The organism is Streptomyces sp. NPDC002032, assembly GCF_042890765.1.
Lineage (GTDB): Bacteria > Actinomycetota > Actinomycetes > Streptomycetales > Streptomycetaceae > Streptomyces.
In genome coordinates, this window is sequence record NZ_JBIASM010000007.1 from 163,771 (window position 1) to 187,812 (window position 24,042).

A 24,042-nucleotide genomic window follows, 5' to 3' on the forward strand; every position below is an offset into this window, starting at 1 on the left:
TCGTCAGTTCGGGCTCGTCGGGGTGCGGGTCAGCTCCACCGCCGGGAGGGACGGCAGGTGGCGGATCACGGCCGTCTCCGAGCGGAGCAGCTTGAGCTCCTCCGCGAGGCGGGTCGCGGTGTCGGGGGCCTGGAGCAGGCGCTGCTTCGAGGGGATGTCGAGCACGGCGGCGGCCGCCACCAGGTAGGACACCACCGACGGCTCGTCCGGCAGGTCCGGCGCCGGGGCCAGGGTGCGCTCGCGGGCCCCCGCCAGCCGCTTCTGGTAGCTGCGGAAGGCCCGCAGGACCCCCTCGGAGAGGGCCCCCGCGCCGTCGCCCGCGTCCTCGGGGAGTTCCTCCAGCTCGGCGACCAGGAAGGGTCCCGACGCGTCGACGGAGAGCAGCCGCACCCGGGTGGTGCCGGTGGCGAGGACCTCGAAGGTGCCGTCCTCGCGCTCCCGGATCGTCGCCGCGTCCGCGATGCAGCCGACCCGGTGGAAGGCCTGGACGGGGTCCGGGCCGAAGCCCGCCGCCGGACCCCGCTCGGGCAGGGCGGTCTGGTCGGGCAGACCGGGCCCGGTCGGCGCCACTTCCCGGCCGTCGCGGATCGCCACGACGGCGAACCGGCGCGGCTCGTCCTCCCCGGTCTTCAGCAGGTCGCGCATCATGGCGCGATAGCGCTCCTCGAAGATGTTCAGCGGCAGCACGAGGCCCGGGAACAGAACCTGGTTCAGCGGGAAGAGGGGCAGGCGAACGGTGGTCACGAGGCACAGGGTAGTGGCCGGACGGCCCGGGCCGTCACCCCCGCCGCAGCAGCCGGGACGCGCCCGCGGCCACCGTCGTGGCCAGGATCCACCCCAGCAGGACCAGGGAGGCCGCCGCCCACTGCCAGCCGCCCGTCACCTTCCACTGCCCCTCCTGGCCGAGGTCGATCACCGGGAGCAGCAGATCGAGCGCGTACAGGGCGGCGTTCCACTGCGGGTGCTCGTCCGCCTTGATCGGCTCCGGGCGGTGGCCGGAGAACAGCAGGGCGCCCGCCGCCCACAGCACCGCCATCCACAGCGCCGCCCGCCCGGGCCGGTAGCCGTAGACCACCGTCCAGTCCTGTACGTAGCCCCAGGCCCGGGCGGCGGGCGGGAGGGTGGACCGGCGCCGCCGCTGCTTGGCCAGCAGCACCTCGCGGGCGTCGGAGTCCTCCCCGCCGTCCCGCAGTACGGCGGCCAGCCGTTCGTACGGCTCCGGCGAGTACTCGGGCGTGGCGGCCGCCACCCATTCCAGGCGGCGGGCGAGCGGGAAGTGGCCCCGAGGGGCGAGGTTCCCGTAGACGAAGCCCTCCATGGACAGCCGGCCCGGGCCGGGCCAGCTCGTGGAGCGGTCGACGAGCTTGACCACCTTCGCGCCCGACACCACCACCCGGCCCCGCTCCGGGGCGTCGCCGACGAAGCGGAACTCGGGGGTCTGGATCCGCCGGAGCGAGACCTCCTGCTCGGGCCGCAGGTCGAACCGGGCCCCGTAGAAGTCGACGGAGTCCCCGAAGCGGCCGTCGTCCAGCCGCAGCCCGCCCCGGCACTCGAAGGGCCGCTCCGGGCCGCCGCGCGTCGGGGTCTGCCCCCAGTCGTACGGGCGGGAGGGGTCCCCGGCCTCCGGGGCGGCGATCGAGGTCAGGTAGAGGGTCCGCTCGACGGTCAGCGTCGGGGCGTTCAGCGCGCGCCGGCCGTCCGGGTTGTACAGCCGTGCCCCGCGCAGGCTCATCGAGGCGCCGACCTTCGCCGCGCGCAGGCTGACCTCCCCGTACGCCTCCAGCAGGTCGGCCTGGAAGTCCTGTGCGACGGCCATCCCGTCGGCGGCGAAGGCCCGGCCCCGGCCGTCGCGCCGGAAGACGGCCTGGCTGATCAGCAGGTCCGTGCCGATCTGCGCGTCGGTCAGCCGGATCCCGCGCGCCACCCGGCAGCGCGCCAGGTGCAGGTCACCCTCGGTGTGCAGCCGGGCCGCCTCGATCCGGGGGACCGCGCAGTTGTCCAGCCGCAGCGTGCCGAAGCGCGTCTCGGAGAGCTGGATCTCGCTGTCGAAGCGGCACGAGCGGATCTCGACGTACGGGGGCACCGCGCCCCCCGACAGGTCCAGGCGCCCGGTGATCTGCGCCCCGCGCAGCTTCAGGCAGCCGACGCGGCCCGGGACGGGCTCCGGCCCGGCCAGCAGCAGCAGCGCCACCACCTCGGCCCGGACCCGCCGCTCGGGCCCCCAGACGGCGTCGCCGTGCGGATCGTCCAGCTCGGCGATCCGGGTGCCGAGGTCGCACACGGTGCCCGCCCGGAAGGTCTGCCACATCTGCCGTTCGGCGTCCGTGAGGTCCGGCGGAACCCCGTCCACCCGCACTTCGGTCATGGCAGCCCCCCGCTGTCCCGTTACGTGTACGAGAACGCTAAGGGGCGCCGGTGACATCCGGGACGCGTATCAGCCAGTGATACGGGCGAACGGTGCCGGGAATCGGTCTGAGAGAATTGGGGGGTGATCTCTCGTATCGACCTGCGCGGTGACTCCCTCCCCGAGGGGGGCGCCCTGCGCGATCTGCTGCCCCGTGCCGAGTTCGACGTGGAAGCCGCCCTGGAGAAGGTGCGGCCCATCTGCGAGGACGTCCATCATCGTGGCACGGCGGCGCTGATCGAGTACGCGCGGAAGTTCGACGGGGTGGAACTCTCGCAGGTCAGGGTCCCCGCGGAGGCCATCAAGGCCGCCCTGGAGCAGCTGGATCCGGCCGTCCGCGCCGCCCTGGAGGAGTCGATCCGGCGTGCCCGGATCGTGCACCGCAGCCAGCGCCGCACCGAGCACACCACCCAGGTGGTCCCCGGCGGCACCGTGACCGAGAAGTGGGTTCCGGTCGAGCGCGTGGGGCTGTACGCCCCCGGCGGGCGTTCCGTGTACCCGTCGTCCGTCGTCATGAACGTCGTACCGGCGCAGGAGGCCGGCGTCGAGTCGATCGCGCTCGCCTCCCCGCCGCAGAAGGAGTTCGGGGGCCTGCCGCACCCGACGATCCTCGCCGCGTGCGCGCTGCTCGGCGTGGACGAGGTGTACGCGGCCGGTGGCGCCGTCGCCGTCGCGATGTTCGCGTACGGCACCGAGGACTGCCTGCCGGTCAACATGGTCACCGGCCCCGGCAACATCTGGGTGGCCGCCGCCAAGCGCTACTTCACCGGGAAGATCGGCATCGACACCGAGGCCGGCCCCACCGAGATCGCGGTCCTCGCGGACTCCACGGCCGACCCGGTGCACGTCGCCGCCGACCTGATCAGCCAGGCCGAGCACGACCCGCTGGCCGCCGCCGTCCTCGTCACGGACTCCGCGGAGCTGGCCGAGGCCGTCGAGCGCGAGCTGGCGCCCCAGGTCGCCGCCACCAAGCACGTCGAGGACCGGATCAAGCCCGCCCTGGCCGGCAGGCAGTCCGCGATCGTGCTGGTCGACAGCCTGGAGGACGGCCTCAAGGTCGTCGACGCGTACGGCGCCGAGCACCTGGAGATCCAGACCGCGGACGCCGCCGACTGGGCCGCCCGCGTCCGCAACGCCGGAGCCGTCTTCGTCGGCCCCTGGTCCCCCGTCTCGCTGGGCGACTACTGCGCCGGATCGAACCACGTGCTGCCCACCGGCGGCTGCGCCTGCCACTCCTCCGGCCTGTCCGTGCAGTCCTTCCTGCGCGGCATCCACATCGTCGACTACACGCGCGACGCCCTCGCCGAGGTCACCCACCACGTGGTGACGCTGGCCGAGGCCGAGGACCTGCCCGCGCACGGCGCCGCCCTGAAGGCGCGCTTCGGATGGAAGGTGCCCACCCAGTGAGCTTCGGCATCGACGACCTGCCCATCCGGGACGAGCTGCGCGGCAAGAGCCCGTACGGCGCCCCCCAGCTCGACGTGCCCGTCCAGCTGAACACCAACGAGAACCCGTACGAGCTCCCCGCAGAGCTCGTCGCGCGGATCGCCGAGCGCGTCGCCGACGCCGCCCGGACCCTCAACCGCTACCCCGACCGGGACGCCGTCGAGCTGCGCACCGAGCTGGCCGCCTACCTCACCCGTACGGGCAGGCACCCGGTGGCGTACGAGAACGTCTGGGCCGCCAACGGCTCCAACGAGGTGCTCCAGCAGCTGCTCCAGACCTTCGGCGGGCCGGGGCGCACCGCGATCGGCTTCGAGCCCTCGTACTCGATGCACGCGCTGATCGCCCGGGGCACCGGCACCGGCTGGATCTCCGGGCCCCGCCGGGAGGACTTCACCATCGACGTGGAGGCCGCCGAGCGGGCCATCGCCGCGCACGCCCCCGAGGTCGTCTTCATCACCTCCCCCAACAACCCCACGGGCACCGCGGTCGGCGCGGAGACCGTCCTCGCCCTCTACGAGGCCGCGCAGGCGGCCAAGCCGTCCCTGGTGATCGTGGACGAGGCGTACGTGGAGTTCAGCCACCGGGACTCGCTGCTGCCGCTGATCGAGGGCCGCCCGAACCTCGTGATCTCCCGGACCATGTCCAAGGCCTTCGGCGCCGCCGGACTGCGCCTGGGCTACCTGGCCGCGCACCCCGCCGTCGTCGACGCCGTCCAGCTGGTGCGCCTGCCGTACCACCTGTCGGCCGTCACCCAGGCGACCGCGCTGGCCGCCCTGGAGCACACCGACACCCTGCTCGGCTACGTCGAGCAGCTCAAGGCCGAACGGGACCGCCTCGTCACCGAGCTGCTGGCCCTCGGCTTCGAGGTCACCGAGTCCGACGCGAACTTCATCCAGTTCGGGAAGTTCGCGGACTCGCACACCGCCTGGCAGCAGATCCTCGACCAGGGCGTCCTGGTCCGGGACAACGGCGTACCGGGCTGGCTGCGGGTCACCGCCGGCACCCCGGCCGAGAACGACGCGTTCCTGGAAGCGGTTCGCGCACTGAAGAAGGAGCAGCAGGCATGAGCCGCATCGGACGGGTCGAACGCACCACGAAGGAGACCTCGGTCCTCGTCGAGATAAACCTCGACGGCACCGGCAAGGTCGACGTCTCGACCGGCGTGGGCTTCTACGACCACATGCTCGACCAGCTCGGCCGCCACGGCCTCTTCGACCTCACCGTCAAGACCGACGGCGACCTGCACATCGACAGCCACCACACCATCGAGGACACCGCCCTCGCGCTGGGCGCCGCCTTCCGGCAGGCCCTCGGCGACAAGGTGGGCATCTACCGCTTCGGCAACTGCACCGTGCCGCTGGACGAGTCCCTCGCCCAGGTCACCGTGGACCTCTCCGGCCGCCCCTACCTCGTGCACACCGAGCCCGAGAACATGGCGCCGATGATCGGCGAGTACGACACGACGATGACCCGGCACATCTTCGAGTCCTTCGTCGCGCAGGCCCAGATCGCCCTGCACATCCACGTCCCGTACGGGCGCAACGCCCACCACATCGTGGAGTGCCAGTTCAAGGCCCTCGCCCGGGCCCTGCGCTACGCCGCCGAGTTCGACCCGCGCGCCGCCGGCATCCTGCCCTCCACGAAGGGCGCCCTCTAGCCGTGAACGGCCTCAACACCATCCTGATCGTCCTCGGCCTGTTCCTGGCCGGCGGCGTCTACTCCTTCCAGAAGCAGAAGATGCCCGTGTCGGTCATCGTCCTGCTCGCCATCGGCTCCGTCATGTGCCTCGTCGCCGGAGTCCTGCGCATCCAAGGGATCTGGGAATGACCGCACGCAAGAACGTCGTCGTCTTCGACTACGGGTTCGGCAACGTCCGCTCCGCCGAGCGCGCCCTCGCCCGCGTCGGCGCGGACGTCGAGATCACCCGCGACTACGACAAGGCCATGGACGCCGACGGCCTCCTCGTCCCCGGCGTCGGCGCCTTCTCCGCCTGCATGCGCGGCCTGAAGGACGCCCGCGGCGACTGGATCATCGGCCGCCGGCTCTCCGGGGGCCGCCCCGTCATGGGCATCTGCGTCGGCATGCAGATCCTCTTCGAACGCGGCATCGAGCACGGCGTGGAGACCGAGGGCCTCGACGAGTGGCCCGGCACGGTCGGCCCGCTCAAGGCCCCCGTCGTCCCCCACATGGGCTGGAACACCGTGGACGCCCCCGCCGACAGCCAGGCCTTCGCCGGGCTCGACGCCGACGCCCGCTTCTACTTCGTGCACTCCTACGCGGCGCACGAGTGGAACCTGGAGGTCACCAACCCGGCCATCCGCGCGCCCAGGGTCACCTGGGCCACCCACGGCGAGCCCTTCGTCGCGGCGGTGGAGAACCGGGCACTGTGGGCCACCCAGTTCCACCCCGAGAAGTCCGGCGACACCGGAGCCCAGCTGCTCACCAACTGGATCGAGACCCTCTGATGAAGACGCTTGAGCTCCTCCCCGCCGTCGACGTCCGCGACGGCCAGGCGGTCCGCCTCGTGCACGGGGTCTCCGGCAGCGAGACCTCCTACGGCTCCCCGCTGGAGGCGGCCCTGGCCTGGCAGCGCTCCGGCGCCGAATGGCTGCACCTCGTCGACCTCGACGCCGCCTTCGGCACCGGTGACAACCGCGACCTCGTCGCCGGGATCACCCGCGCCATGGACATCAAGGTCGAGCTGTCCGGCGGCATCCGCGACGACGCCTCGCTCGCCGCCGCCCTCGCCACCGGCTGCACCCGCGTCAACCTCGGCACCGCCGCCCTGGAGACCCCCGAGTGGGCCGCCAAGGCCATCGCCGAGCACGGCGACAGGATCGCCATCGGCCTCGACGTGCGCGGCACCACCCTCAAGGGCCGCGGCTGGACCAGCGAGGGCGGCGACCTCTACGAGACCCTCGCCCGCCTCGACTCCGAGGGCTGCGCCCGCTACGTCGTCACCGACATCGGCAAGGACGGCACGCTGACCGGCCCCAACCTGGAGCTGCTGCGCAACGTCTGCGCCGCCACCGACCGGCCCGTCGTCGCCTCCGGCGGCATCTCCAGCCTGGACGACCTGCGCGCGCTCGCCGCGCTGGTCCCCGAGGGCGTCGAGGGCGCGATCGTCGGCAAGGCCCTGTACGCCAAGGCCTTCACCCTGGAAGAAGCCCTGAAGGTGGTCTCCGCATGAGCAGCACGAGCAGCTCCTCCGAAGCGGTGCGCCGCATCTCCTCCGGCGGCCCCTACGAGGACGTCATCGGCTACTCGCGCGCCGTGCAGCTCTCCAACGGGCTCGTCCTCGTCTCCGGCTGCACCGCCGCCGACGGCGGGGGCCCGTACGACCAGGCGATGACGGCCTTCGGCGTCGCCTTCAAGGCGCTCGCGCAGGCGGGCCTCGGCCCCGAGGACGTGGTCCGCACCCGGATGTACCTCACGCACGCCCGGGACGTGGAAGAGGTGGGCCGCGCCCACAAGGAGCTCTTCGACGCCGTCCGCCCCGCCGCCTCCATGATCATCGTCTCCGGCTTCGTCGACCCGTCGATGGTCGTCGAGGTGGAGGTCGAGGCGTACAAGGAGGTGGCGCGGTGAGCCTCGCCGTACGCGTGATCCCCTGCCTCGACGTGGACAACGGCCGCGTCGTCAAGGGCGTCAACTTCCAGAACCTGCGGGACGCCGGCGACCCGGTCGAGATGGCCAAGCTCTACGACGCCGAGGGCGCCGACGAGCTGACCTTCCTCGACATCACCGCCTCCTCCGGCAACCGCGAGACCACCTACGACGTGGTCCGCCGCACCGCCGAACAGGTCTTCATCCCGCTGACCGTGGGCGGCGGGGTGCGCACCGCGGACGACGTCGACAAGCTGCTGCGGGCCGGGGCCGACAAGGTGGGCGTGAACACCGCCGCCATCGCCCGCCCCGAGCTGATCCGGGAGATCGCCGAACGCTTCGGCCGGCAGGTGCTCGTGCTGTCCGTGGACGCCCGCCGCACCGCCTCCGGTTCCTTCGAGGTCACCACCCACGGCGGCCGCAAGGGCACCGGGATCGACGCCGTCGAATGGGCCCACCGCGCCGCCGACCTGGGCGCCGGGGAGATCCTGCTGAACTCGATGGACGCCGACGGCACCAAGGACGGCTACGACACCGAGATGATCGCCGCCGTGCGCCGGCACGTCACCGTCCCGGTGATCGCCTCCGGGGGCGCGGGCACGCTGGCGCACTTCCCGCCGGCCATCGCGGCGGGCGCCGACGCGGTGCTCGCGGCGTCGGTGTTCCACTTCGGCGACCTGCGGATCTCCGAGGTCAAGTCGGCCCTGCGGGAAGCGGGGCACCCGGTCCGCTGAGGCGGGCCGCGCCCGTGCCGTGGCGCGGCCGCCCCTCCCGGTCCGGACCGGTCGGGGAGGGGCGGCCGCCCGCCGGCCCGCGGGGTCAGAGGCCGAGCTGGGCCCTCGTCAGGCGGGAGACGGCTTCCTTGTCGCCGTCCAGCTCCACCGCGGCGGCTTCCTGGCGGCCGAAGCAGAACAGGGTGAGCTCACCCGGTTCGCCGGTCACCGTCACCACCGGGGCGCCCTTGTGCGCCACCGCCGTGCGGCCGTCCGGCCGGCGCAGGACCAGGCCGACCGGCGAGCGCCGCCCCATCAGCCGGGCCAGCTTCTCCAGGCGGGACCAGAGCGAGTCCGAGAACACCGGGTCCAGCGTCCGCGGCGACCAGTCCGGCTGCGCGCGCCGCACGTCCTCGGCGTGGACGTAGAACTCCACCGCGTTCGCCGCCTCGTCGATCTGCTTGAGCGAGTAGGGCGACAGCTTCGGCGGACCGGTCCGGATCAGCCGGATGAGCTCCTCGTACGGCTTGGCCGCGTACTCGGCCATCGTCCGGTCCAGCCGGGCCTTGAGCGCCTTCAGCACCAGACCGCCCGCCGCGTCCGGCCGCCGCTCGCGCACGACCACGTGCGCCGCGAGCTCCCGCGCCCGCCAGCCGTCGCACAGGGTCGGCGCCTCGGGCCCGGCCGCCTCCAACAGGTCCGCCAGCAGCAGGCGTTCACGCTTCGCATGGGTAGACATGCGCGACAGCCTACGGCCGGACGCCGTCCCGTGCCCGCCCACCAGGCGGACGGCGCTCCGTACCCGCACCGATCACGCGGCACAATGGCCCGCATGAGTACGTCCTCCCTCGATCCCGCCCTCGCGGCCCGCCTCAAGCGCTCCCCGGACGGCCTGGTGCCCGCCATCGCCCAGCAGTACGACACCGGCGAGGTGCTCATGCTCGGCTGGATGGACGACGAGGCCCTGCACCGCACCCTGACCACCGGCCGCTGCACCTACTGGTCGCGCAGCCGCGGCGAGTACTGGGTCAAGGGGGACACCTCCGGCCACGTCCAGCACGTGAAGTCCGTCGCCCTCGACTGCGACGCCGACACCCTGCTCGTCAAGGTCGACCAGGTCGGCGCCGCCTGCCACACCGGCGCCCGGACCTGCTTCGACGCCGACGTCCTCCTCCGCACCGACGCCGAATAGGTAGGGTCCGCGCCATGGATCTAGAGACGTTCCGCAAGCTCGCGGCCGACCGCCGCGTCATCCCCGTGAGCCGCAAGCTGCTCGCCGACGGGGACACCCCGGTCGGGCTCTACCGGAAGCTCGCCGCCGAGCGCCCCGGCACCTTCCTGCTGGAGTCCGCCGAGAACGGCCGTTCCTGGTCCCGCTACTCCTTCGTCGGCGTCCGCAGCGACGCCACCCTGACCGTCGAGGACGGCCGGGCCCACTGGATCGGCACCCCGCCCGTCGGCGTGCCCACCGACGGCGACCCCCTCGAAGCGCTGCGCGCCACCGTCGAGGCCCTGCACACCCCCCGCGACCTCGCGGCCGGGATGCCCCCCTTCACCGGCGGCATGGTCGGCTACCTCGGCTACGACATCGTGCGCCGTCTGGAACGCATCGGGGACCACACCGAGGACGACCTGCGGCTCCCCGAGCTGACCATGCTGCTCACCTCCGACCTGGCGGTCCTCGACCACTGGGACGGCACGGTCCTGCTCATCGCCAACGCGATCAACCACAACGCCCTGGACACCGGCGCGGACGAGGCCCACGCGGACGCCGTCGCCCGCCTCGACGCGATGGAGGCCGACCTGGCGCGCCCGGCGCCCTACGTGCCCGCCCCGCTCCCGGAGTCCGCGCTGCCGCCCTTCGACGCCCTGTGGGGCGGCGAGAAGTACCAGGCGGCCGTCGAGGACGTCAAGGAACGCATCCGGGCCGGCGAGGCCTTCCAGGTGGTGCCCTCGCAGCGGTTCGAGACCCCCTGCCACGCGTCCGCGCTGGACGTGTACCGGGTGCTGCGGGCCACCAACCCGTCCCCGTACATGTACCTCTTCCGCTTCGAGAACGGCTTCGACGTGGTCGGCTCCAGCCCCGAGGCGCTGGTCAAGGTCGAGGACGGGCGGGCCATGGTCCACCCCATCGCGGGCACCCGCCACCGCGGGGCCACCCCGCAGGAGGACAACGACCTCGCCGACGAGCTGCTGGCCGACCCCAAGGAACGCGCCGAGCACCTGATGCTCGTCGACCTCGGACGCAACGACCTCGGCCGGGTCTGCGAGCCCGGATCCGTGGAGGTCGTCGACTTCATGTCGATCGAGCGCTACTCCCACGTGATGCACATCGTCTCCACGGTCACCGGGCGCGTCGCCGAGGGCAAGACCGCCTTCGACGTGCTCACCGCCTGCTTCCCGGCCGGCACCCTCTCCGGCGCCCCCAAGCCGCGCGCCATGCAGATCATCGAGGAGCTGGAGCCCTCCCGCCGCGGCCTGTACGGCGGCTGCGTCGGCTACCTCGACTTCGCGGGGGACTCCGACACGGCCATCGCCATCCGTACCGCGCTGCTGCGCGACGGGACGGCGTACGTGCAGGCCGGAGCGGGCGTCGTCGCGGATTCGGTGCCCGAACTGGAGGACCAGGAGTGCCGCAACAAGGCGGCCGCCGTGCTCCGGGCCGTCGGAGCGGCGAACCGCCTCCACCGCGGCTGAGCACGTAGGGGATAGTGGGGTACGTGAGTGCCGTGCCCCCGCCCCCGCCCCCCGCCGCAACGGACGCCCCCGAGAGTCCCGAGAGCAAGAACGGCCGCCGCAGCGTGGTCGTCGCCCTGCTGCTCGGCGCGCTGGGCGCCGCCGTCGTCCTGCTCGCCTCCGGCCGCGTCTGGGCCCGGGGCAGCGCCGCCGTGGGAGGTGGCTCGCTGCCCCTGACCGCGGACGGCCGCGCCGTCACCGGCCTGCCCGCGGCCCTGGCCATCGTCGGCCTCGCGGCCTTGGTGGCGGTGTTCGCCGTACGCGGCCGGGGACGGCTGCTGGTGTCCGGGCTGCTCGCGCTGAGCGGGCTCGGCGGGGCGCTGTCCGCGGTGGCCGCCGCCGACGACCACCGGGCGCTGGACGAGCGGGCCGTCACCGCGACGGCCGACACCGCCGCCCGGGTGGCCGGGCTGACCCATACGGCCTGGCCGTACGTCACGGCCTTCGGCTGCGTCCTGATCCTGCTGGCGGGCCTGCTGGCGCTGCGTTTCGGCCGGAGCTGGCCCGCGATGGGGGGCCGCTACGAGCGTGACGGCAGCCCGCGCCGGAGGACTCCGGCGGCGGTGGACCCGGACCGGCCGGAGGACCTGTGGAAAGCTCTGGACCGTGGCGAGGACCCGACCGGCTGAAGGGCCGCCCGGCGAAGGCCCACCCACTGGCGAAAGGGCCCGCCCCGTGCGGGACAATGACAGCGAGCGTGCGACACAGCACGCGAGACAGAGCAACGAGGAGCAACTCATGGCGGGCACGAGCCACGGACACACCCCGGCCGCCTGGACCGGTGTCATCATCGCCTTCATCGGTTTCTGCGTCTCCGGCGCCTTCATGGTGCTGGCGAACCCGATCGGGTTCTGGGCCGGTCTCGTCGTCGTCGCCGTCGGCGGAGTCGTCGGCCTCGCGATGAAGGCCGCGGGCATGGGCGCCCCGAAGGCCGAGCACCGGGACCTCGCCGACGTCATCGCCGCCAACCGGGTCCCCGCCAAGGTCTGAGCGGTACCCAGGTTCGAAAGGCGCGGCCCGGTCGGGCTGCGCCTTTTGTCATGAGCGGAGAGAATCAGCCGGTGGACGCCCCTCGCACCCCCGCCGCCCCAGGACCCGCCGCAGGACCCGCCCCCGGGCCCTTCGCCCCCGGGCCCGCCGCCCCCGTACCCGCCTCGCGGGCCCGCCGGCTGGCCGGGCCGGTGCTCACGCTCGCCGGGGCCGTGGCCGCCTTCGCCTACGTCGGTGCGGTGGACCCGAACGAGCCCGGGCACTACCCGGTGTGCCCGCTGTTCCGGCTGACCGGCGTCCTGTGCCCCGGCTGCGGCGGACTGCGCAGCGCGCACGCCTTCGCCCGGGGGGACCTGGCGGCCGCGCTCGGGTCCAACGCCGTGGCCGTCGCCGGCTACCTCGTCTTCGCCGGTTTCCTGGCGCTGTGGCTGGTCAGGGCCGTCCGCGGCGGCCCCGTCCCCCGGTTCGCGCTGCGGCCCGCGTACTGGTGGGGAATCGGGGTCCTGGTGCTCGCCTTCTCGATTGTCCGCAATTTTCCCTTCGGTTCCGCTCTGGCCCCCTGAGCCCTTGCGGGGCCTTGCGGGGAGCTACGGGAAGGCCATATTCCGACTGTCCAGTCCCTGGGAATCCGCGAAGTCAGTGCAGAGGCCGTAGAGACCTGCGGATACCATTTGGAGTGCTGACCTTGCAGGGGTACGTGTCCGCAAGGCGGCCGACCGTCACTAACCCGGAAGGGGGCCGCTCGCGTGAGTGTGCTCGACGAGATCATCGAAGGGGTCCGCGAAGACCTTGCCGAACGGCAGGCCCGCGTGAGCCTCGACGAGCTCAAGGAGCGTGCCGCCAAGGCGCCCCAGGCCAAGGACGGTGTCGCGGCCCTGCGCGGCGACAGCGTCAAGGTGATCTGCGAGGTCAAGCGCTCCAGCCCCTCCAAGGGCGCGCTGGCCGCGATCGCCGATCCGGCCGGGCTCGCCGCCGACTACGAGGCGGGCGGTGCCGCGGTCATCTCCGTCCTCACCGAACAGCGTCGTTTCGGCGGCTCGCTGGCCGACCTGGAGGCCGTCCGCGCCCGCGTGGACATCCCGATCCTGCGCAAGGACTTCATCGTCACGGCGTACCAGCTGTGGGAGGCCCGCGCCTACGGCGCCGACCTCGTGCTGCTGATCGTCGCGGCCCTGGACCAGGAGGCCCTCGTCTCCCTGATCGAGCGGGCCGAGTCCATCGGCCTCACCCCGCTCGTGGAGGTGCACGACGAGGAGGAGATCGAGCGGGCCGTGGCCGCCGGCGCCAAGATCATCGGCGTCAACGCGCGCAACCTGAAGGACCTCAAGGTCGACCGCTCCACCTTCGAGCGGATCGTCGGCGAGATCCCGGCCCACATCGTGAAGGTCGCCGAGTCCGGCATCCGCGGACCGCACGACCTGATCGCCTACGCCAACGAGGGCGCCGACGCGGTCCTCGTCGGCGAGTCCCTGGTCACCGGCCGCGACCCGAAGGCGGCCGTCGCCGACCTCGTCGCCGCCGGAGCCCACCCCGCCCTGCGCCACGGCCGGAGCTGATCCTTCCCATGCCTGACTCCCGCCCCTCCGTCCGCACCCGACCGGGCCGCGGCCCGGCCGGTGTGCCGACGGCGCACGCGCCCCTGGCGCGCGGCTGCCGCCCCCGCGGCTGCCGCGCCCCGGCCCGGCGCGTGCACGGCCGGCGGGTGCGCTACGTGATCGGCTCCGAACCCGGACAGGTCAACGGAATGCGATGGCGCGGCGGAGCCGCGCTGTAGACGACGGCCCCCCCGGCCCGGTACGCGAAGGCGCGCCGGGCGGAAGGCCGCGCACGGCCCCACGCCGCCCGAGCGCACGCTCCCGGCGCGGGTTGCCGCGTCCGCACGGCCGCGCCCCCCGAGCGGGGTGCGCGGGCCGCGGACCGACAGCGCAATACGGTACAACCAGCCCCCGTCGCGCAGTTCCGTACACGTAGGAGTAGTGGCCATGTCCACCCGCTCGTTCTTCATTCCGGACCCGGAGGGTCACGTCCCCAACTCCGAGGGCTACTTCGGTGACTTCGGCGGCAAGTTCATCCCGGAGGCGCTCGTCGCCGCCGTGGACGAGGTCGCCGTCGAGTACGAGAAGGCCAAGGGCGACCCGGCCTTCGCCGCCGAGCTCGACGACCTCATGGTCAACTACACCGGCCGGCCCAGCTCCCTCACCGAGGTGCCGCGCTTCGCCGAGCACGCGGGCGGCGCCCGGATCTTCCTCAAGCGCGAGGACCTCAACCACACCGGCTCGCACAAGATCAACAACGTGCTGGGCCAGGCGCTGCTCACCAAGCGCATGGGCAAGACCCGCGTGATCGCCGAGACCGGCGCGGGCCAGCACGGCGTGGCCACCGCCACCGCCTGCGCCCTCTTCGGCCTTGAGTGCACCATCTACATGGGCGAGGTCGACACCCAGCGCCAGGCCCTGAACGTGGCCCGCATGCGCATGCTCGGCGCCGAGGTCATCGCCGTGAAGTCCGGCTCCCGGACCCTCAAGGACGCCATCAACGAGGCGTTCCGCGACTGGGTCGCCAACGTGGACCGGACCCACTACCTCTTCGGTACGGTGGCCGGCCCGCACCCCTTCCCGGCCATGGTCCGCGACTTCCACCGCGTCATCGGCGTCGAGGCCCGCCGCCAGATCCTGGAGCGCACCGGCCGGCTGCCCGACGCCGTCGCGGCCTGCGTCGGCGGCGGCTCCAACGCCATCGGCCTCTTCCACGCCTTCATCCCGGACGCCGACGTCCGCCTGGTCGGCTTCGAGCCCGCCGGGCACGGCATCGAGACCGGCGAGCACGCCGCCACCCTCAGCGCCGGCGAGCCCGGCATCCTGCACGGCTCCCGCTCCTACGTGCTCCAGGACGAGGAGGGCCAGATCACCGAGCCCTACTCGATCTCCGCCGGTCTGGACTACCCGGGCATCGGCCCGGAGCACTCCTACCTCAAGGACTCCGGCCGCGGCGAGTACCGCGCGGTCACCGACGACGCCGCCATGCAGGCGCTGCGGCTGCTCTCGCGCACCGAGGGCATCATCCCGGCGATCGAGTCGGCGCACGCCCTCGCCGGCGCCCTCGACCTGGGCAAGGAGCTGGGCAAGGACGGCCTGATCGTGGTCAACCTGTCCGGCCGCGGCGACAAGGACATGGACACGGCCGCCCGCTACTTCGGCCTCTACGACACCGACGGCGAAGTCGCCGGCAACGAGTTCTCCGAGGGGGACGACAAGTGAGCACCACCGGCAACATCGAGCTGCTGAGCGCGACCCTCGCCAAGGCGAAGTCCGAGGACCGGGCCGCCCTCGTCGCCTACCTCCCGGCCGGCTTCCCGACCGTGGACGGGGCCGTCGAGGCCGTCAAGGCCATCGTCGCGGGCGGCGCGGACGTCGTCGAGATCGGCCTGCCGCACAGCGACCCGGTCCTGGACGGCCCGGTCATCCAGACCGCCGACGACATCGCCCTGCGCGGCGGCGTGAAGATCGCCGACGTGATGCGCACGGTCCGCGAGGCGCACGAGGCGACCGGGGCCCCGATCCTGGTCATGACGTACTGGAACCCCATCGACCGCTACGGCGTCGAGCGGTTCACCGCCGAGCTGGCGGCGGCGGGCGGGGCCGGCTGCATCCTGCCCGACCTGCCGGTCCAGGAGTCCGCGCTGTGGCGCGAGCACGCGGCCAAGCACGGTCTGGCGACCGTCTTCGTCGTGGCCCCCAGCAGCAAGGACGAGCGCCTGGCCACCATCACGGCGGCCGGTTCCGGCTTCGTCTACGCGGCGTCCCTGATGGGCGTCACGGGCACCCGCGAGTCGGTCGGCAACCAGGCCGAGGACCTGGTGCGCCGCACCCGCGCCACCAGCGACCTGCCGGTCTGCGTCGGCCTCGGCGTCTCGAACGCCGCTCAGGCCAAGCAGGTCGCCGCCTTCGCCGACGGCGTCATCGTCGGCTCGGCCTTCGTGAAGCTGCTGCTGGACGCACCGGACGAGCGGTCGGGGCTGGACGCCGTACGGGCCCTGGCGGGCGAGCTTGCGGAAGGCGTACGCAGGTCCTGACGCCGGGCGGGCCCCGACGGGGGTTCCGTAGCCCGATCGGGTGGAAACGGGGGCGGGGAGGCACGCGAGTGCCTCCCCGCTTCGTTTGGCCGAACGTGAGCGAGAAGAACGACGGTGCGAACCGCGATGCGATGACGAAACGATCGGCCCGGGAGCGGCTCCAGCAGGAGCGCGAGCGGGAGAAGACCCGGGACAAGCGCCGGCGGACCCTCGTCGTGTCGGCGGCGGTGGTCGGCGTGCTCGGCCTCGCGGCCGTCGTCGGCCTGATCGCCGCCAATGCCGGGTCCGGGGACAAGTCGGCGAAGGCGGGTCCGGTGGCGGCCCCGTCGGGAGCCACCGGCAAGGACGCGCTCGCCATCCAGTCCGGCAAGGACGGGGCCCCGTCCCAGCTGACCGTCTGGGAGGACTTCCGCTGCCCGGCCTGCAAGGCCTTCGAGACCAGCTACCGGGACACCATCCACGATCTGGAGGCCAAGGGGCTGCTGAAGGTCGAGTACCACCTCGTCACCCTCATCGACGGGAACATGCGCGGCAGCGGCTCGCTCAAGGGTGCCAACGCGGCCGCCTGCGCGCAGGACGCCGGGAAGTTCACCGCGTACCACGACGTCCTCTTCCAGAACCAGCCGGAGGAGACCGACGACGCCTACGGCAAGAACGCCAGGCTGCTGGAGCTGGCCGGCCAGGTGGACGGACTGGACAGCCCCGCGTTCCGCTCCTGCGTGGAGAACGGCACGCACAACGCCTGGGTCGGCAAGTCGCAGGAGGCCTTCGTGGCGGGCAAGTTCCGCGGCACCCCGACCATCCTGCTCGACGGCAAGGACCTCTTCGCCGACCAGGCCGATCCGCTGACCCCGCAGAAGCTGAGGGCGAAGGTCGAGGCCAAGGCGGGCGGGGGCGCGGGAACGGCTTCGGCCTCGCCGTCGCCTTCCGCTTCGGCGTCGGGGTCCGGTTCCGGTTCCGGTTCCGGGTCCGGTTCCGGATCGGTCAAGGGTTCCGGGAAGGGGACGCCCGCGCCGTCCGGCTCCCCGAAGGGCCTCTCCAAGGGGACCTCGCAGGACTGAGCGGCGCCGGTCGCCGTGTGTGGTTTTGGTTTCAGCTTGCCGGGCGGGTTGCGGTGCGCACCGCCCGGCAGGGTAGCGTCAGGTCTGCCATGACCCTTGCCTATATCCCCAGTCCGTCGACCGGCGTGATCCATCTCGGACCGATCCCGCTCCGCGGCTACGCGTTCTGCATCATCATCGGCGTCTTCGTCGCCGTCTGGCTCGGCAACAAGCGGTGGATCGCGCGCGGCGGAAAGCCGGGCACGGTCGCGGACATCGCCGTGTGGGCGGTGCCGTTCGGCCTCGTCGGCGGCCGCCTCTACCACGTGATCACCGACTACCAGCTCTACTTCGGCGAAGGCCGCGACTGGGTCGACGCCTTCAAGATCTGGGAGGGCGGCCTCGGCATCTGGGGCGCCATCGCGCTGGGCGCGGTCGGCGCCTGGATCGGCTGCAGGCTGCGCGGCATCCCGCTGCCGGCCTGGGCCGACGCCCTGGCCCCCGGCATCGCCATCGCGCAGGCCTGCGGCCGCTGGGGCAACTGGTTCAACCAGGAGCTGTACGGCCGCGCCACCGACCTGCCGTGGGCGGTGAAGATCAGCGAGGGGCCCAACCGGGTCGCCGGGACCTACCACCCGACCTTCCTCTACGAGTCGCTCTGGTGCCTCGGCGTCGCCGCGCTGGTCATCTGGGCCGACCGCCGCTTCAAGCTCGGGCACGGCCGGGCCTTCGCCCTGTACGTGGCCGCGTACTGCCTGGGCCGCGGCTGGATCGAGTACATGCGGGTCGACGAGGCGCACCACATCCTCGGCCTGCGGCTGAACGTGTGGACGGCCATGATCGTCTTCGTCCTCGCGGTGGTCTACTTCGTGCTCTCCGCCAAGCTGCGGCCCGGGCGCGAGGAGGTCGTCGAGCCGGAGACCTCCGGCGGTCCGGGCGAGGTGGCTGCGGCCACGGCTGCGGGCGAGCCCGAGGCGGCCGGAGCCGAGGCGAAGACCGACCTCACCAAGGCCGCCCCTGCGGACGGGAAGGGTGCCGAGGGCGCCGCGAAGGCGGATCTGGGCAAGCCCGCCGAGGGCGTCGCCAACGGGGCCGACAAGAGCTGACCGGGTCGTACCGGAGGGGGCGCCGCAGGTCGCGGCGCCCCCTCCGGCGTACCCGGCCCCCGCGGGGCCGTTCCCTACCCGCCCTTCCTCCGCCCCGGACCCCTCGCCTCAATCGCCGGCGGGGCTGGAAAATCCAGCCCCGCCGGCGATTGAGGCGAGAACGGTTGACGGAGTCCGGCGCAGCCGCGCGAGCGGCGCGTCAAGAAAGCGTCCGGCGGGAGAGGGTCAGGGTGCGGTGGGCGGCCGCCACCACCGCCGGGTCCACGAAGCGGCCGTCCGGCAGGGCCTGGGCCCCCGGCGTGGCGCGGGCGGCGGTGACGATCTCCTCGGCGGCGGTGACCTCCTCCGGCCGGGGCAGGTAGGCCCCCTCGATCACCGGGAGCTGGCGGGGGTGGATCGCCGCCCGGCCGAGGAAGCCGAGCGCGCGGCCGCGGGCACAGGAGGCGGCCAGCGCCTCCAGGTCCCGGATGTCCGGGAACACCGACTGGGCCGGGGGGGCCAGCCCGGCGGCCCGGGCGGCGACCACCACCCGCGAGCGCGGCCAGTCCAGCCCCTCCTCCGCGCTGACCCCCAGATCGGCGCGGAGGTCCGCCTCGCCCAGGGTCAGCCCGTGCAGGGAGGGGTGCGCCCGGGCGATCTCGTACGCCCGCTCCACCCCCAGCGCGCTCTCCAGCAGCGCGTACAGGGCCACCCCGCCGGCCCGGTCGGCGACCCGTACGACCTGCTCCGGGGCGTCGATCTTCGGCAGCCGCAGCCCGGCGAGCCCGTGCAGCCGGGCCAGAGCGGTGAGGTCGGCGCCCGCCCAGGGGGAGCCGAGGGCGTTGACGCGCACGTGGACGGGGACCGGGGGCCGCTCGGTGAGCAGCTCGGCGGTGGCCGCGCGGGCGTACTCCTTGCGGGAGGCGGACACCGAGTCCTCCAGGTCCACGATGACGGCGTCCGCCCCGCACCGCAGGGCCTTGGCCACCACCTCGGGGCGGTCGCCGGGGGCGTAGAGCCAGGTCAGGATCACAGGGCTCGCTCCGTTCGGAGGGCGGCGATCTCGGCCCGGGTCAGGCCGAGTTCGGTCAGGACGGCGTCGGTGTCGGCGCCGTGCGGGCGGCCCGCCCAGCGGATCCCGCCGGGGGTGCCGGACAGCCGGAAGAGGACGTTCTGCATGCGGATCGGGCCGAGTTCGGGGTCCTCGACCTCGGTCACCGTGTCCAGGGCCGCGAACTGCGGATCGGCCAGTACGTCCCGGACGTCGTAGACCGGGGCCACGGCCGCCTCGGCCTCCTCGAAGGCGGCGATGACCTCCTCGGCCTTGTGCCGGGCGATCCAGCCGCCGACGGCCCCGTCGAGGAGCTCGGCGTGGGCGGCCCGCCCGGAGCCGTCCGCGAACCAGGGTTCGGCGGTCAGCTCGGGCCGTCCGACCAGGCATAGCACCCGCTCGGCGACGGACTGGGCCGAGGTGGACACCGCCAGCCAGCGGCCGTCCGCGCTGCGGTAGGTGTTGCGGGGCGCGTTGTTGGCGGAACGGTTGCCGGAGCGGGGCTGGACGTAGCCGAGCTGGTCGTACCAGAGCGGGTGCGGGCCGAGCACGGTGAGGATCGGCTCGATGATCGCCAGGTCGACCACCTGGCCGCGGCCGGTGCGGTCGCGGCCGGCGAGGGCCGTCATCACGGCGTACGCGGTGGTGAGCGCGGCGATGGAGTCCGCGAGGCCGAAGGGGGGCAGGGTCGGCGGGCCCTCCGGCTCGCCGGTGATCGCCGCGAAGCCGCTCATGGCCTCGGCGAGGGTGCCGAAGCCGGGGCGGTGGGAGTACGGGCCGTGCTGGCCGAAGGCCGTGACGCGGGCCAGCACCAGGCGCGGGTTGGCGGCCTCCAGCTCGGGCCAGCCCAGGCCCCACCTCTCCAGGGTGCCGGGGCGGAAGTTCTCGATCACCACGTCGGCGGTGGCGGCCAGCCGCAGCAGGGTGTCCCGGCCACCGGGGGCGGACAGGTCGAGGGTCATCGTCCGCTTGTTCCGCCCGAGCAGCTTCCACCACAGCCCGACGCCGTCCTTGGCGGGGCCGTGGCCGCGGGAGGGGTCGGGGCGCTCGGGGTGCTCGACCTTGATCACCTCGGCGCCGAAGTCTCCGAGCAGGGTGGCGGCGAGCGGCCCGGCGAAGAGGGTGGCCAGGTCCAGCACCCGGAGCCCCTCCAGGGGCCCGGCGCAGGACCCGGCGCCGCCGGGCGCGCCGCCGGCCCCGGCCGTCACGCGCCACCCCCGCCCCGGGGAAGCGACGCCGCTCCGGCGGCGGCCCCGGGGCCGGGCGGGGGTGCGGTGGCCGGGTCCGGTCCGGGTGCGGCGGGCGGTGGCGGGGCGTCCAGGTCGGCGCGGGTGGGCATGGAGGGCTGGGCGCCGGGGCGCTGGACCGCGAGGGCGGCCGCGCGGGCGGCCCAGGTCAGGGCCTCGGGCATCGGGCGGCCCTCGCCGAGGGCCACCGCGAGGGCCCCGACGAAGGTGTCCCCGGCCGCCGTGGTGTCCACGGCCCGGACCCGAGGCGCGGGCACCGTCAGCGGCTCCCGCCCCCGCGCCGCGTACAGGGCCCCGGCCGCGCCCAGCGTGACCACCACCTCCGGCACCTCGCGCAGCAGCGCCTCCGCCGCCGCGAGGGGATCGGTGAAGCCGGTGAGGGTGGCGGCCTCGTGCTCGTTCGGCACCAGGAGGTCGATCAGCTCCAGCAGCTCCCGCGGCAGCGGCCGCGCCGGGGCCGGGGTGAGGACCGTACGGACCCCGTGGGCGCGGGCCGCCGTCGCCCCCGCGACGACGGCCTCCAGGGGAAGTTCGAGCTGGAGCAGCAGCGCGTCGGCGGCGCCGATCCGGGATGCGTCACCCGGCGCCAGGCCGGTGACGTGCCCGTTGGCGCCGGGGACGACGACGATGCTGTTGGCACCCTCGTCGTCGACGGTGATGTGCGCGGTGCCGCTGGCGCCCTCGACGGTGCGCAGCGCGGCCGTCTCGACCCCGGCGGCGGTGAGCGCGGAGCGCAGCCGTACGCCGAACTCGTCCGTGCCGACCGCGCCGATCATCACCACCTCCCCGCCGAGCCGGGCGGCGGCCACCGCCTGGTTGGCGCCCTTGCCGCCGGGGACGGTGCGGAACTCCCGCCCGGTGACGGTCTCCCCGAGGCGGGGCGCCCGGGACACGTAGGCGACGAGGTCCATGTTGGTACTGCCGAGCACGGCGATGGCCGTCATGAGCGGGCTGCCTCCTGGGCGGTGAGATGGGCGAGGGTGTCGAAGCCGATGCCGTCGAAGCCGGCGACGGTGGTGCGGAGCCGGTTCTTGAGCGGAGCGGTCCAGCGCTCCGGCAGCCGGTCGGGGGACCCGGCCAGGAGCCCGGCGACCGAACCGGCCGTGGCGCCGTTGGAGTCGGTGTCCCAGCCGCCGGACACCACCCGGCACACGGAGTGCGTGAAGTCTCCGTCCGCGTGGGTGAGGGCGGCCGCGATCAGGGCGGTGTTCGGGAGGGCGTGTACCCAGTGGTAGTGGCCGTAACAGGCGTGCAGCCGGTCCACGACCCGGTCGAAGTCCGCCTCGGCGCGGGCGGTACGGATCCCGAAGCGGACGGCGTCGGCGAGGCGCGAGCGGGGCGGTACGACGGAGAGGCCGGCCCGCAGCGCGGTGTGCACGTCGCTGCGGCCCCCGGCCGCCTCGGCGATGGTGGCGGCGGCGAAGAGGGCGGCGTAGACGCCGTTCGCGGTGTGGGTGAGGGCGGCGTCGCGGTACGCCTGCTCGGCTGCGGCCGCCGGGTCGCCGGGGTTGGTCCAGCCGTGCACGTCGGCCCGGATCAGGGCGCCGATCCACTCCCGGAAGGGGTTGTGGTGGGTGGCGGTCGCGGGGGGCTCCAGGCCGAGCAGCAGGTTGCGGTACGCGACGCGCTCGGCGGTGAAGGTGCGGCCGGCCGGGAGCTCGTCGAGCCAGAGGCGGGCCAGGTCGTCGGTGGTGAAGCGCTTGCCGTGGCGCTGGAGCAGGAGCAGGGCGAGGAGGGGGTGGTCGAGGTCGTCGTCCTCGGGGGCGCCGTCGATGTTCTCGGCGAGGGAGGTGGGGGCGGAGCGGCGGTTCCACGGGTACGCGGCGAGCAGTTCCGGGGGGACGTGCCGGGCGGTGAACCAGTCGGCCAGGGGCCAGTTGCCCGCGGCGCGGGCGAGGGCCCGGATCCCCTCCAGGGGGAGCTTCTCGACGGGCTTGCCGAGCACGCAGCCGACGGCGCGCCCGATCCAGGCCGCCTCCAGCCTGCGCCGCAGCCCGGCATCCGGCGTCCCGGCGGCGGCCGCGGCCGTGCCCGCCCCGAAGCCGCCGCCCGCCGCCCCCGCACCGGCCCCCGGCCCCGCCCCGAGCCGTGCTCCCACACCGGCCCCCGGCCCCGGCGCCGCCCCGGGCAGCGGCTCCGGCGCGGAGCGCGGGTGCGCGGCGGGGCTCGTGCCCGGGGCCGTGCCGGGGCGTGGCTGCGGTTCCGGCTCCGGCCGAGGGGGCCGGGCCGGGGCGGGGGGCCAGGTGGCCCGGAGGGCGGGCCAGGCGGTGGGTTCCGCGTCGGCCGTGGGGACGGGGAGCGCGGCCAGTCCGGCCAGGAGACGGGTGGCGAGGGCGCGGAGTTCCGGTGGGGCCGGGGTGGAGGAGGCCCCGGCCCGGGCCGGGGCCGGGTGGCCGCCCGCGGCCGTCCAGGCGCGCGCCGCCGGCCCCGCGTCCCGGCCGTCCTCGGCGGCCTGCCGCAGCTCGTGCCCGATCAGGTCCTCCGGCTGCGCCCAGGTGAGCCGGATCACCGCGGGGAGGCGAGGGCGGCGAAGGCCGCCTCGTGGGCGCGCCGCCGGGCCCGGTCGAGGGCGAAGACGTCCCGGGCGACGGCGGCCAGCGTCAGGGCCGGGCCGTGCAGGTCGAGCCGGCTCGCCTCGGCGACCTGTTTGGCCCAGCCCTCCGGCACCGCCCCGGGCCCGCCCAGCGCGCCCGCGACCGCGCCCGCCATGGTGGCGATGGAGTCGCAGTCGCGGCCGTAGTTGACGGCGCCGAGCACCGAGGACTCGTACGCCCCGTCCGCGACGAGCAGCATGCCGAGGGCGACGGGGAGTTCCTCGATGGAGTGCAGCCGGGAGGGCCGGCGCGCGCCGAGGGAGGGCGTGCGGTAGTCCGGGCCGACGGAGTCGTAGGGGGCCACCGCCTCCCGGAGCGGGACCAGCGCCGATTCGAAGTCCCGGTGGAGCAGCGCGACGTCGCGGACGGCGGCGATGGCGGCGCGGGTGCCGTCCTTCGCGAAGGACAGCGCGGTGTCCACCACCGAGGCCGCGTCCGCGCCCGGCACGCAGGCCGCCGCCACGGCCGCCGCGAACACCCCCGCCGCCTCCCGCCCGTACGAGGACTGGTGCGCGCCGGTGATGTCCAGCGCCTCGGCGTACGCGGCCGCCGGATTGCCCGCGTTGACCAGGCCGACCGGCGCCATGTACATCGCCGCACCGCAGTTGACGATGTTGCCGGTGCCGGCCTCGCGGGGGTCGGCGTGCGCGTAGTGCAGCCGGGTCACGATCCACTTCTCGGCGAGGAAGACCCGCTGGAGGGGCAGGGCTTCCGCCTCCAGCTCCGGGATCCACCGGGGGACCGTCATCAGGTCCGGGACGAGGTGGTCGGCGACCGCGTAGGCGTCCAGGTGGTCCCGTACGGCGGCGTAGACGCGGATCAGCGCGTGCGTCATCAGGGTGTCGTCGGTGACGTGCCCGTCGCCCTTGTGGTACGGGGCGAGGGGGCGGGCGGTGCGCCAGTCCTCGTGCCAGGGCCCGACCACGCCGTGCACGCGGCCGCCGTGCCGTTCGACGATCTGGTCCGGGGACCAGCCCTCCACCGGGCCGCCGAGCGCGTCGCCGACGGCGGCTCCGACGAGGGCGCCGGTGACCCGGTCCTCCAGTGTCAGCGTCATG

At 74.1% G+C, this 24,042-nt stretch carries 27 protein-coding genes; 19 read left to right on the forward strand and 8 right to left on the reverse strand.

What is annotated here, in order from left to right; translation table 11 throughout:
• Positions 1-3: 3 nt before the first annotated feature.
• Together ACFYYT_RS18630 and ACFYYT_RS18635 are read right to left on the reverse strand one after the other, a co-directional pair.
• Complete coding sequence (locus tag ACFYYT_RS18630) at positions 4-744, reverse strand: LON peptidase substrate-binding domain-containing protein (RefSeq protein ID WP_351818794.1); 741 nt, start codon at positions 742-744, stop codon at positions 4-6.
• Positions 745-778: 34 nt separating this feature from the next.
• Positions 779-2,365 carry an oxidoreductase gene (locus ACFYYT_RS18635; RefSeq protein WP_351818791.1) on the reverse strand — a complete coding sequence of 529 codons (1,587 nt, stop codon included), beginning with the start codon at positions 2,363-2,365 and terminating at the stop codon, positions 779-781.
• Between the two features lie 123 nt (positions 2,366-2,488).
• Between ACFYYT_RS18635 and hisD the strand changes: the two genes are divergently transcribed.
• From hisD to hisF, 8 genes are read left to right on the forward strand one after another with little or no spacing between them, the layout of a single operon-like run.
• The gene (hisD, locus tag ACFYYT_RS18640; RefSeq protein ID WP_351818788.1) at positions 2,489-3,811 is read left to right on the forward strand and encodes a histidinol dehydrogenase; all 1,323 of its coding nucleotides are present in this window, start codon (positions 2,489-2,491) and stop codon (positions 3,809-3,811) included.
• On the forward strand, positions 3,790-4,917 hold the full coding sequence (locus ACFYYT_RS18645; protein ID WP_385364687.1) for a histidinol-phosphate transaminase: 1,128 nt from the start codon (positions 3,790-3,792) through the stop codon (positions 4,915-4,917). The genes hisD and ACFYYT_RS18645 overlap by 22 nt, the downstream gene beginning before the upstream one ends.
• A complete protein-coding gene (hisB, locus tag ACFYYT_RS18650) occupies positions 4,914-5,507 on the forward strand; it encodes an imidazoleglycerol-phosphate dehydratase HisB (RefSeq protein WP_048480319.1) in 594 nt (197 codons plus the stop codon). Before ACFYYT_RS18645 ends, hisB begins: the two co-directional genes overlap by 4 nt.
• Positions 5,508-5,509: 2 nt before the next feature.
• Complete coding sequence (locus tag ACFYYT_RS18655; RefSeq protein WP_351818781.1) at positions 5,510-5,677, forward strand: hypothetical protein; 168 nt, start codon at positions 5,510-5,512, stop codon at positions 5,675-5,677.
• Positions 5,674-6,315, forward strand: a complete 642-nt coding sequence (gene hisH, locus ACFYYT_RS18660) for an imidazole glycerol phosphate synthase subunit HisH (protein ID WP_351818778.1) — start codon at positions 5,674-5,676, stop codon at positions 6,313-6,315. The genes ACFYYT_RS18655 and hisH overlap by 4 nt, the downstream gene beginning before the upstream one ends.
• On the forward strand, positions 6,315-7,040 hold the full coding sequence (gene priA, locus ACFYYT_RS18665) for a bifunctional 1-(5-phosphoribosyl)-5-((5-phosphoribosylamino)methylideneamino)imidazole-4-carboxamide isomerase/phosphoribosylanthranilate isomerase PriA (protein ID WP_351818775.1): 726 nt from the start codon (positions 6,315-6,317) through the stop codon (positions 7,038-7,040). Before hisH ends, priA begins: the two co-directional genes overlap by 1 nt.
• On the forward strand, positions 7,037-7,438 hold the full coding sequence (locus tag ACFYYT_RS18670) for a RidA family protein (protein ID WP_351818772.1): 402 nt from the start codon (positions 7,037-7,039) through the stop codon (positions 7,436-7,438). The genes priA and ACFYYT_RS18670 overlap by 4 nt, the downstream gene beginning before the upstream one ends.
• Positions 7,435-8,190, forward strand: a complete 756-nt coding sequence (gene hisF, locus ACFYYT_RS18675) for an imidazole glycerol phosphate synthase subunit HisF (protein WP_351818769.1) — start codon at positions 7,435-7,437, stop codon at positions 8,188-8,190. The genes ACFYYT_RS18670 and hisF overlap by 4 nt, the downstream gene beginning before the upstream one ends.
• An 85-nt stretch (positions 8,191-8,275) precedes the next feature.
• Here hisF and ACFYYT_RS18680 read toward each other — a convergent pair whose 3' ends face one another.
• A complete protein-coding gene (locus ACFYYT_RS18680) occupies positions 8,276-8,908 on the reverse strand; it encodes a TIGR03085 family metal-binding protein (RefSeq protein ID WP_351818766.1) in 633 nt (210 codons plus the stop codon).
• Positions 8,909-8,992: 84 nt separating this feature from the next.
• Between ACFYYT_RS18680 and hisI the strand changes: the two genes are divergently transcribed.
• From hisI to lgt, 11 genes are all read left to right on the forward strand, one after another.
• Entirely contained in the window at positions 8,993-9,361 is a 369-nt protein-coding gene (hisI, locus tag ACFYYT_RS18685; protein WP_351818763.1) for a phosphoribosyl-AMP cyclohydrolase, read from the forward strand.
• Between the two features lie 14 nt (positions 9,362-9,375).
• Positions 9,376-10,866 (forward strand): anthranilate synthase component I, encoded by a 1,491-nt coding sequence (locus ACFYYT_RS18690; RefSeq protein WP_351818760.1) that lies wholly within the window; start codon positions 9,376-9,378, stop codon positions 10,864-10,866.
• Positions 10,867-10,880: 14 nt separating this feature from the next.
• Positions 10,881-11,534 (forward strand): TIGR02234 family membrane protein, encoded by a 654-nt coding sequence (locus tag ACFYYT_RS18695; protein ID WP_351818757.1) that lies wholly within the window; start codon positions 10,881-10,883, stop codon positions 11,532-11,534.
• 109 nt (positions 11,535-11,643) lie between these two features.
• Entirely contained in the window at positions 11,644-11,895 is a 252-nt protein-coding gene (locus ACFYYT_RS18700; protein ID WP_351818755.1) for an HGxxPAAW family protein, read from the forward strand.
• A 50-nt stretch (positions 11,896-11,945) separates the two neighbouring features.
• The gene (locus ACFYYT_RS18705; protein WP_388608526.1) at positions 11,946-12,458 is read left to right on the forward strand and encodes a DUF2752 domain-containing protein; all 513 of its coding nucleotides are present in this window, start codon (positions 11,946-11,948) and stop codon (positions 12,456-12,458) included.
• Positions 12,459-12,641: 183 nt separating this feature from the next.
• Positions 12,642-13,451 carry an indole-3-glycerol phosphate synthase TrpC gene (gene trpC / locus ACFYYT_RS18710; RefSeq protein WP_351818750.1) on the forward strand — a complete coding sequence of 270 codons (810 nt, stop codon included), beginning with the start codon at positions 12,642-12,644 and terminating at the stop codon, positions 13,449-13,451.
• 8 nt (positions 13,452-13,459) lie between these two features.
• The gene (trpM, locus tag ACFYYT_RS18715) at positions 13,460-13,669 is read left to right on the forward strand and encodes a tryptophan biosynthesis modulator TrpM (RefSeq protein WP_351818748.1); all 210 of its coding nucleotides are present in this window, start codon (positions 13,460-13,462) and stop codon (positions 13,667-13,669) included.
• A 208-nt stretch (positions 13,670-13,877) separates the two neighbouring features.
• Positions 13,878-15,152: a tryptophan synthase subunit beta gene (trpB, locus tag ACFYYT_RS18720; RefSeq protein WP_351818746.1), complete on the forward strand. Its 1,275-nt coding sequence runs from the start codon at positions 13,878-13,880 to the stop codon at positions 15,150-15,152.
• Positions 15,149-15,967 carry a tryptophan synthase subunit alpha gene (trpA, locus tag ACFYYT_RS18725; protein ID WP_351818743.1) on the forward strand — a complete coding sequence of 273 codons (819 nt, stop codon included), beginning with the start codon at positions 15,149-15,151 and terminating at the stop codon, positions 15,965-15,967. Before trpB ends, trpA begins: the two co-directional genes overlap by 4 nt.
• Before the next feature lie 95 nt (positions 15,968-16,062).
• Positions 16,063-17,028, forward strand: coding sequence for a DsbA family protein (locus ACFYYT_RS18730; RefSeq protein ID WP_388608531.1), 966 nt, complete (start codon positions 16,063-16,065; stop codon positions 17,026-17,028).
• A gap of 89 nt (positions 17,029-17,117) precedes the next feature.
• Positions 17,118-18,113 carry a prolipoprotein diacylglyceryl transferase gene (lgt, locus tag ACFYYT_RS18735; protein WP_351818737.1) on the forward strand — a complete coding sequence of 332 codons (996 nt, stop codon included), beginning with the start codon at positions 17,118-17,120 and terminating at the stop codon, positions 18,111-18,113.
• Between the two features lie 199 nt (positions 18,114-18,312).
• On the opposite strand, the gene ACFYYT_RS18740 is transcribed toward lgt, so the two are convergent.
• The 5 genes from ACFYYT_RS18740 to ACFYYT_RS18760 are packed head-to-tail and all read right to left on the reverse strand — an operon-like array spanning position 18,313 to position 24,041.
• Positions 18,313-19,125, reverse strand: coding sequence for a CoA ester lyase (locus tag ACFYYT_RS18740; RefSeq protein WP_351827865.1), 813 nt, complete (start codon positions 19,123-19,125; stop codon positions 18,313-18,315).
• Positions 19,122-20,351 (reverse strand): CoA transferase, encoded by a 1,230-nt coding sequence (locus ACFYYT_RS18745; protein WP_351827868.1) that lies wholly within the window; start codon positions 20,349-20,351, stop codon positions 19,122-19,124. The genes ACFYYT_RS18740 and ACFYYT_RS18745 overlap by 4 nt, the downstream gene beginning before the upstream one ends.
• A complete protein-coding gene (gene rbsK, locus ACFYYT_RS18750; RefSeq protein WP_351827870.1) occupies positions 20,348-21,334 on the reverse strand; it encodes a ribokinase in 987 nt (328 codons plus the stop codon). The genes ACFYYT_RS18745 and rbsK overlap by 4 nt, the downstream gene beginning before the upstream one ends.
• Complete coding sequence (locus ACFYYT_RS18755; RefSeq protein WP_351827872.1) at positions 21,331-22,899, reverse strand: ADP-ribosylglycohydrolase family protein; 1,569 nt, start codon at positions 22,897-22,899, stop codon at positions 21,331-21,333. The genes rbsK and ACFYYT_RS18755 overlap by 4 nt, the downstream gene beginning before the upstream one ends.
• Positions 22,896-24,041 carry an ADP-ribosylglycohydrolase family protein gene (locus ACFYYT_RS18760; RefSeq protein ID WP_351827875.1) on the reverse strand — a complete coding sequence of 382 codons (1,146 nt, stop codon included), beginning with the start codon at positions 24,039-24,041 and terminating at the stop codon, positions 22,896-22,898. Before ACFYYT_RS18760 ends, ACFYYT_RS18755 begins: the two co-directional genes overlap by 4 nt.
• Position 24,042 lies beyond the last annotated feature (1 nt).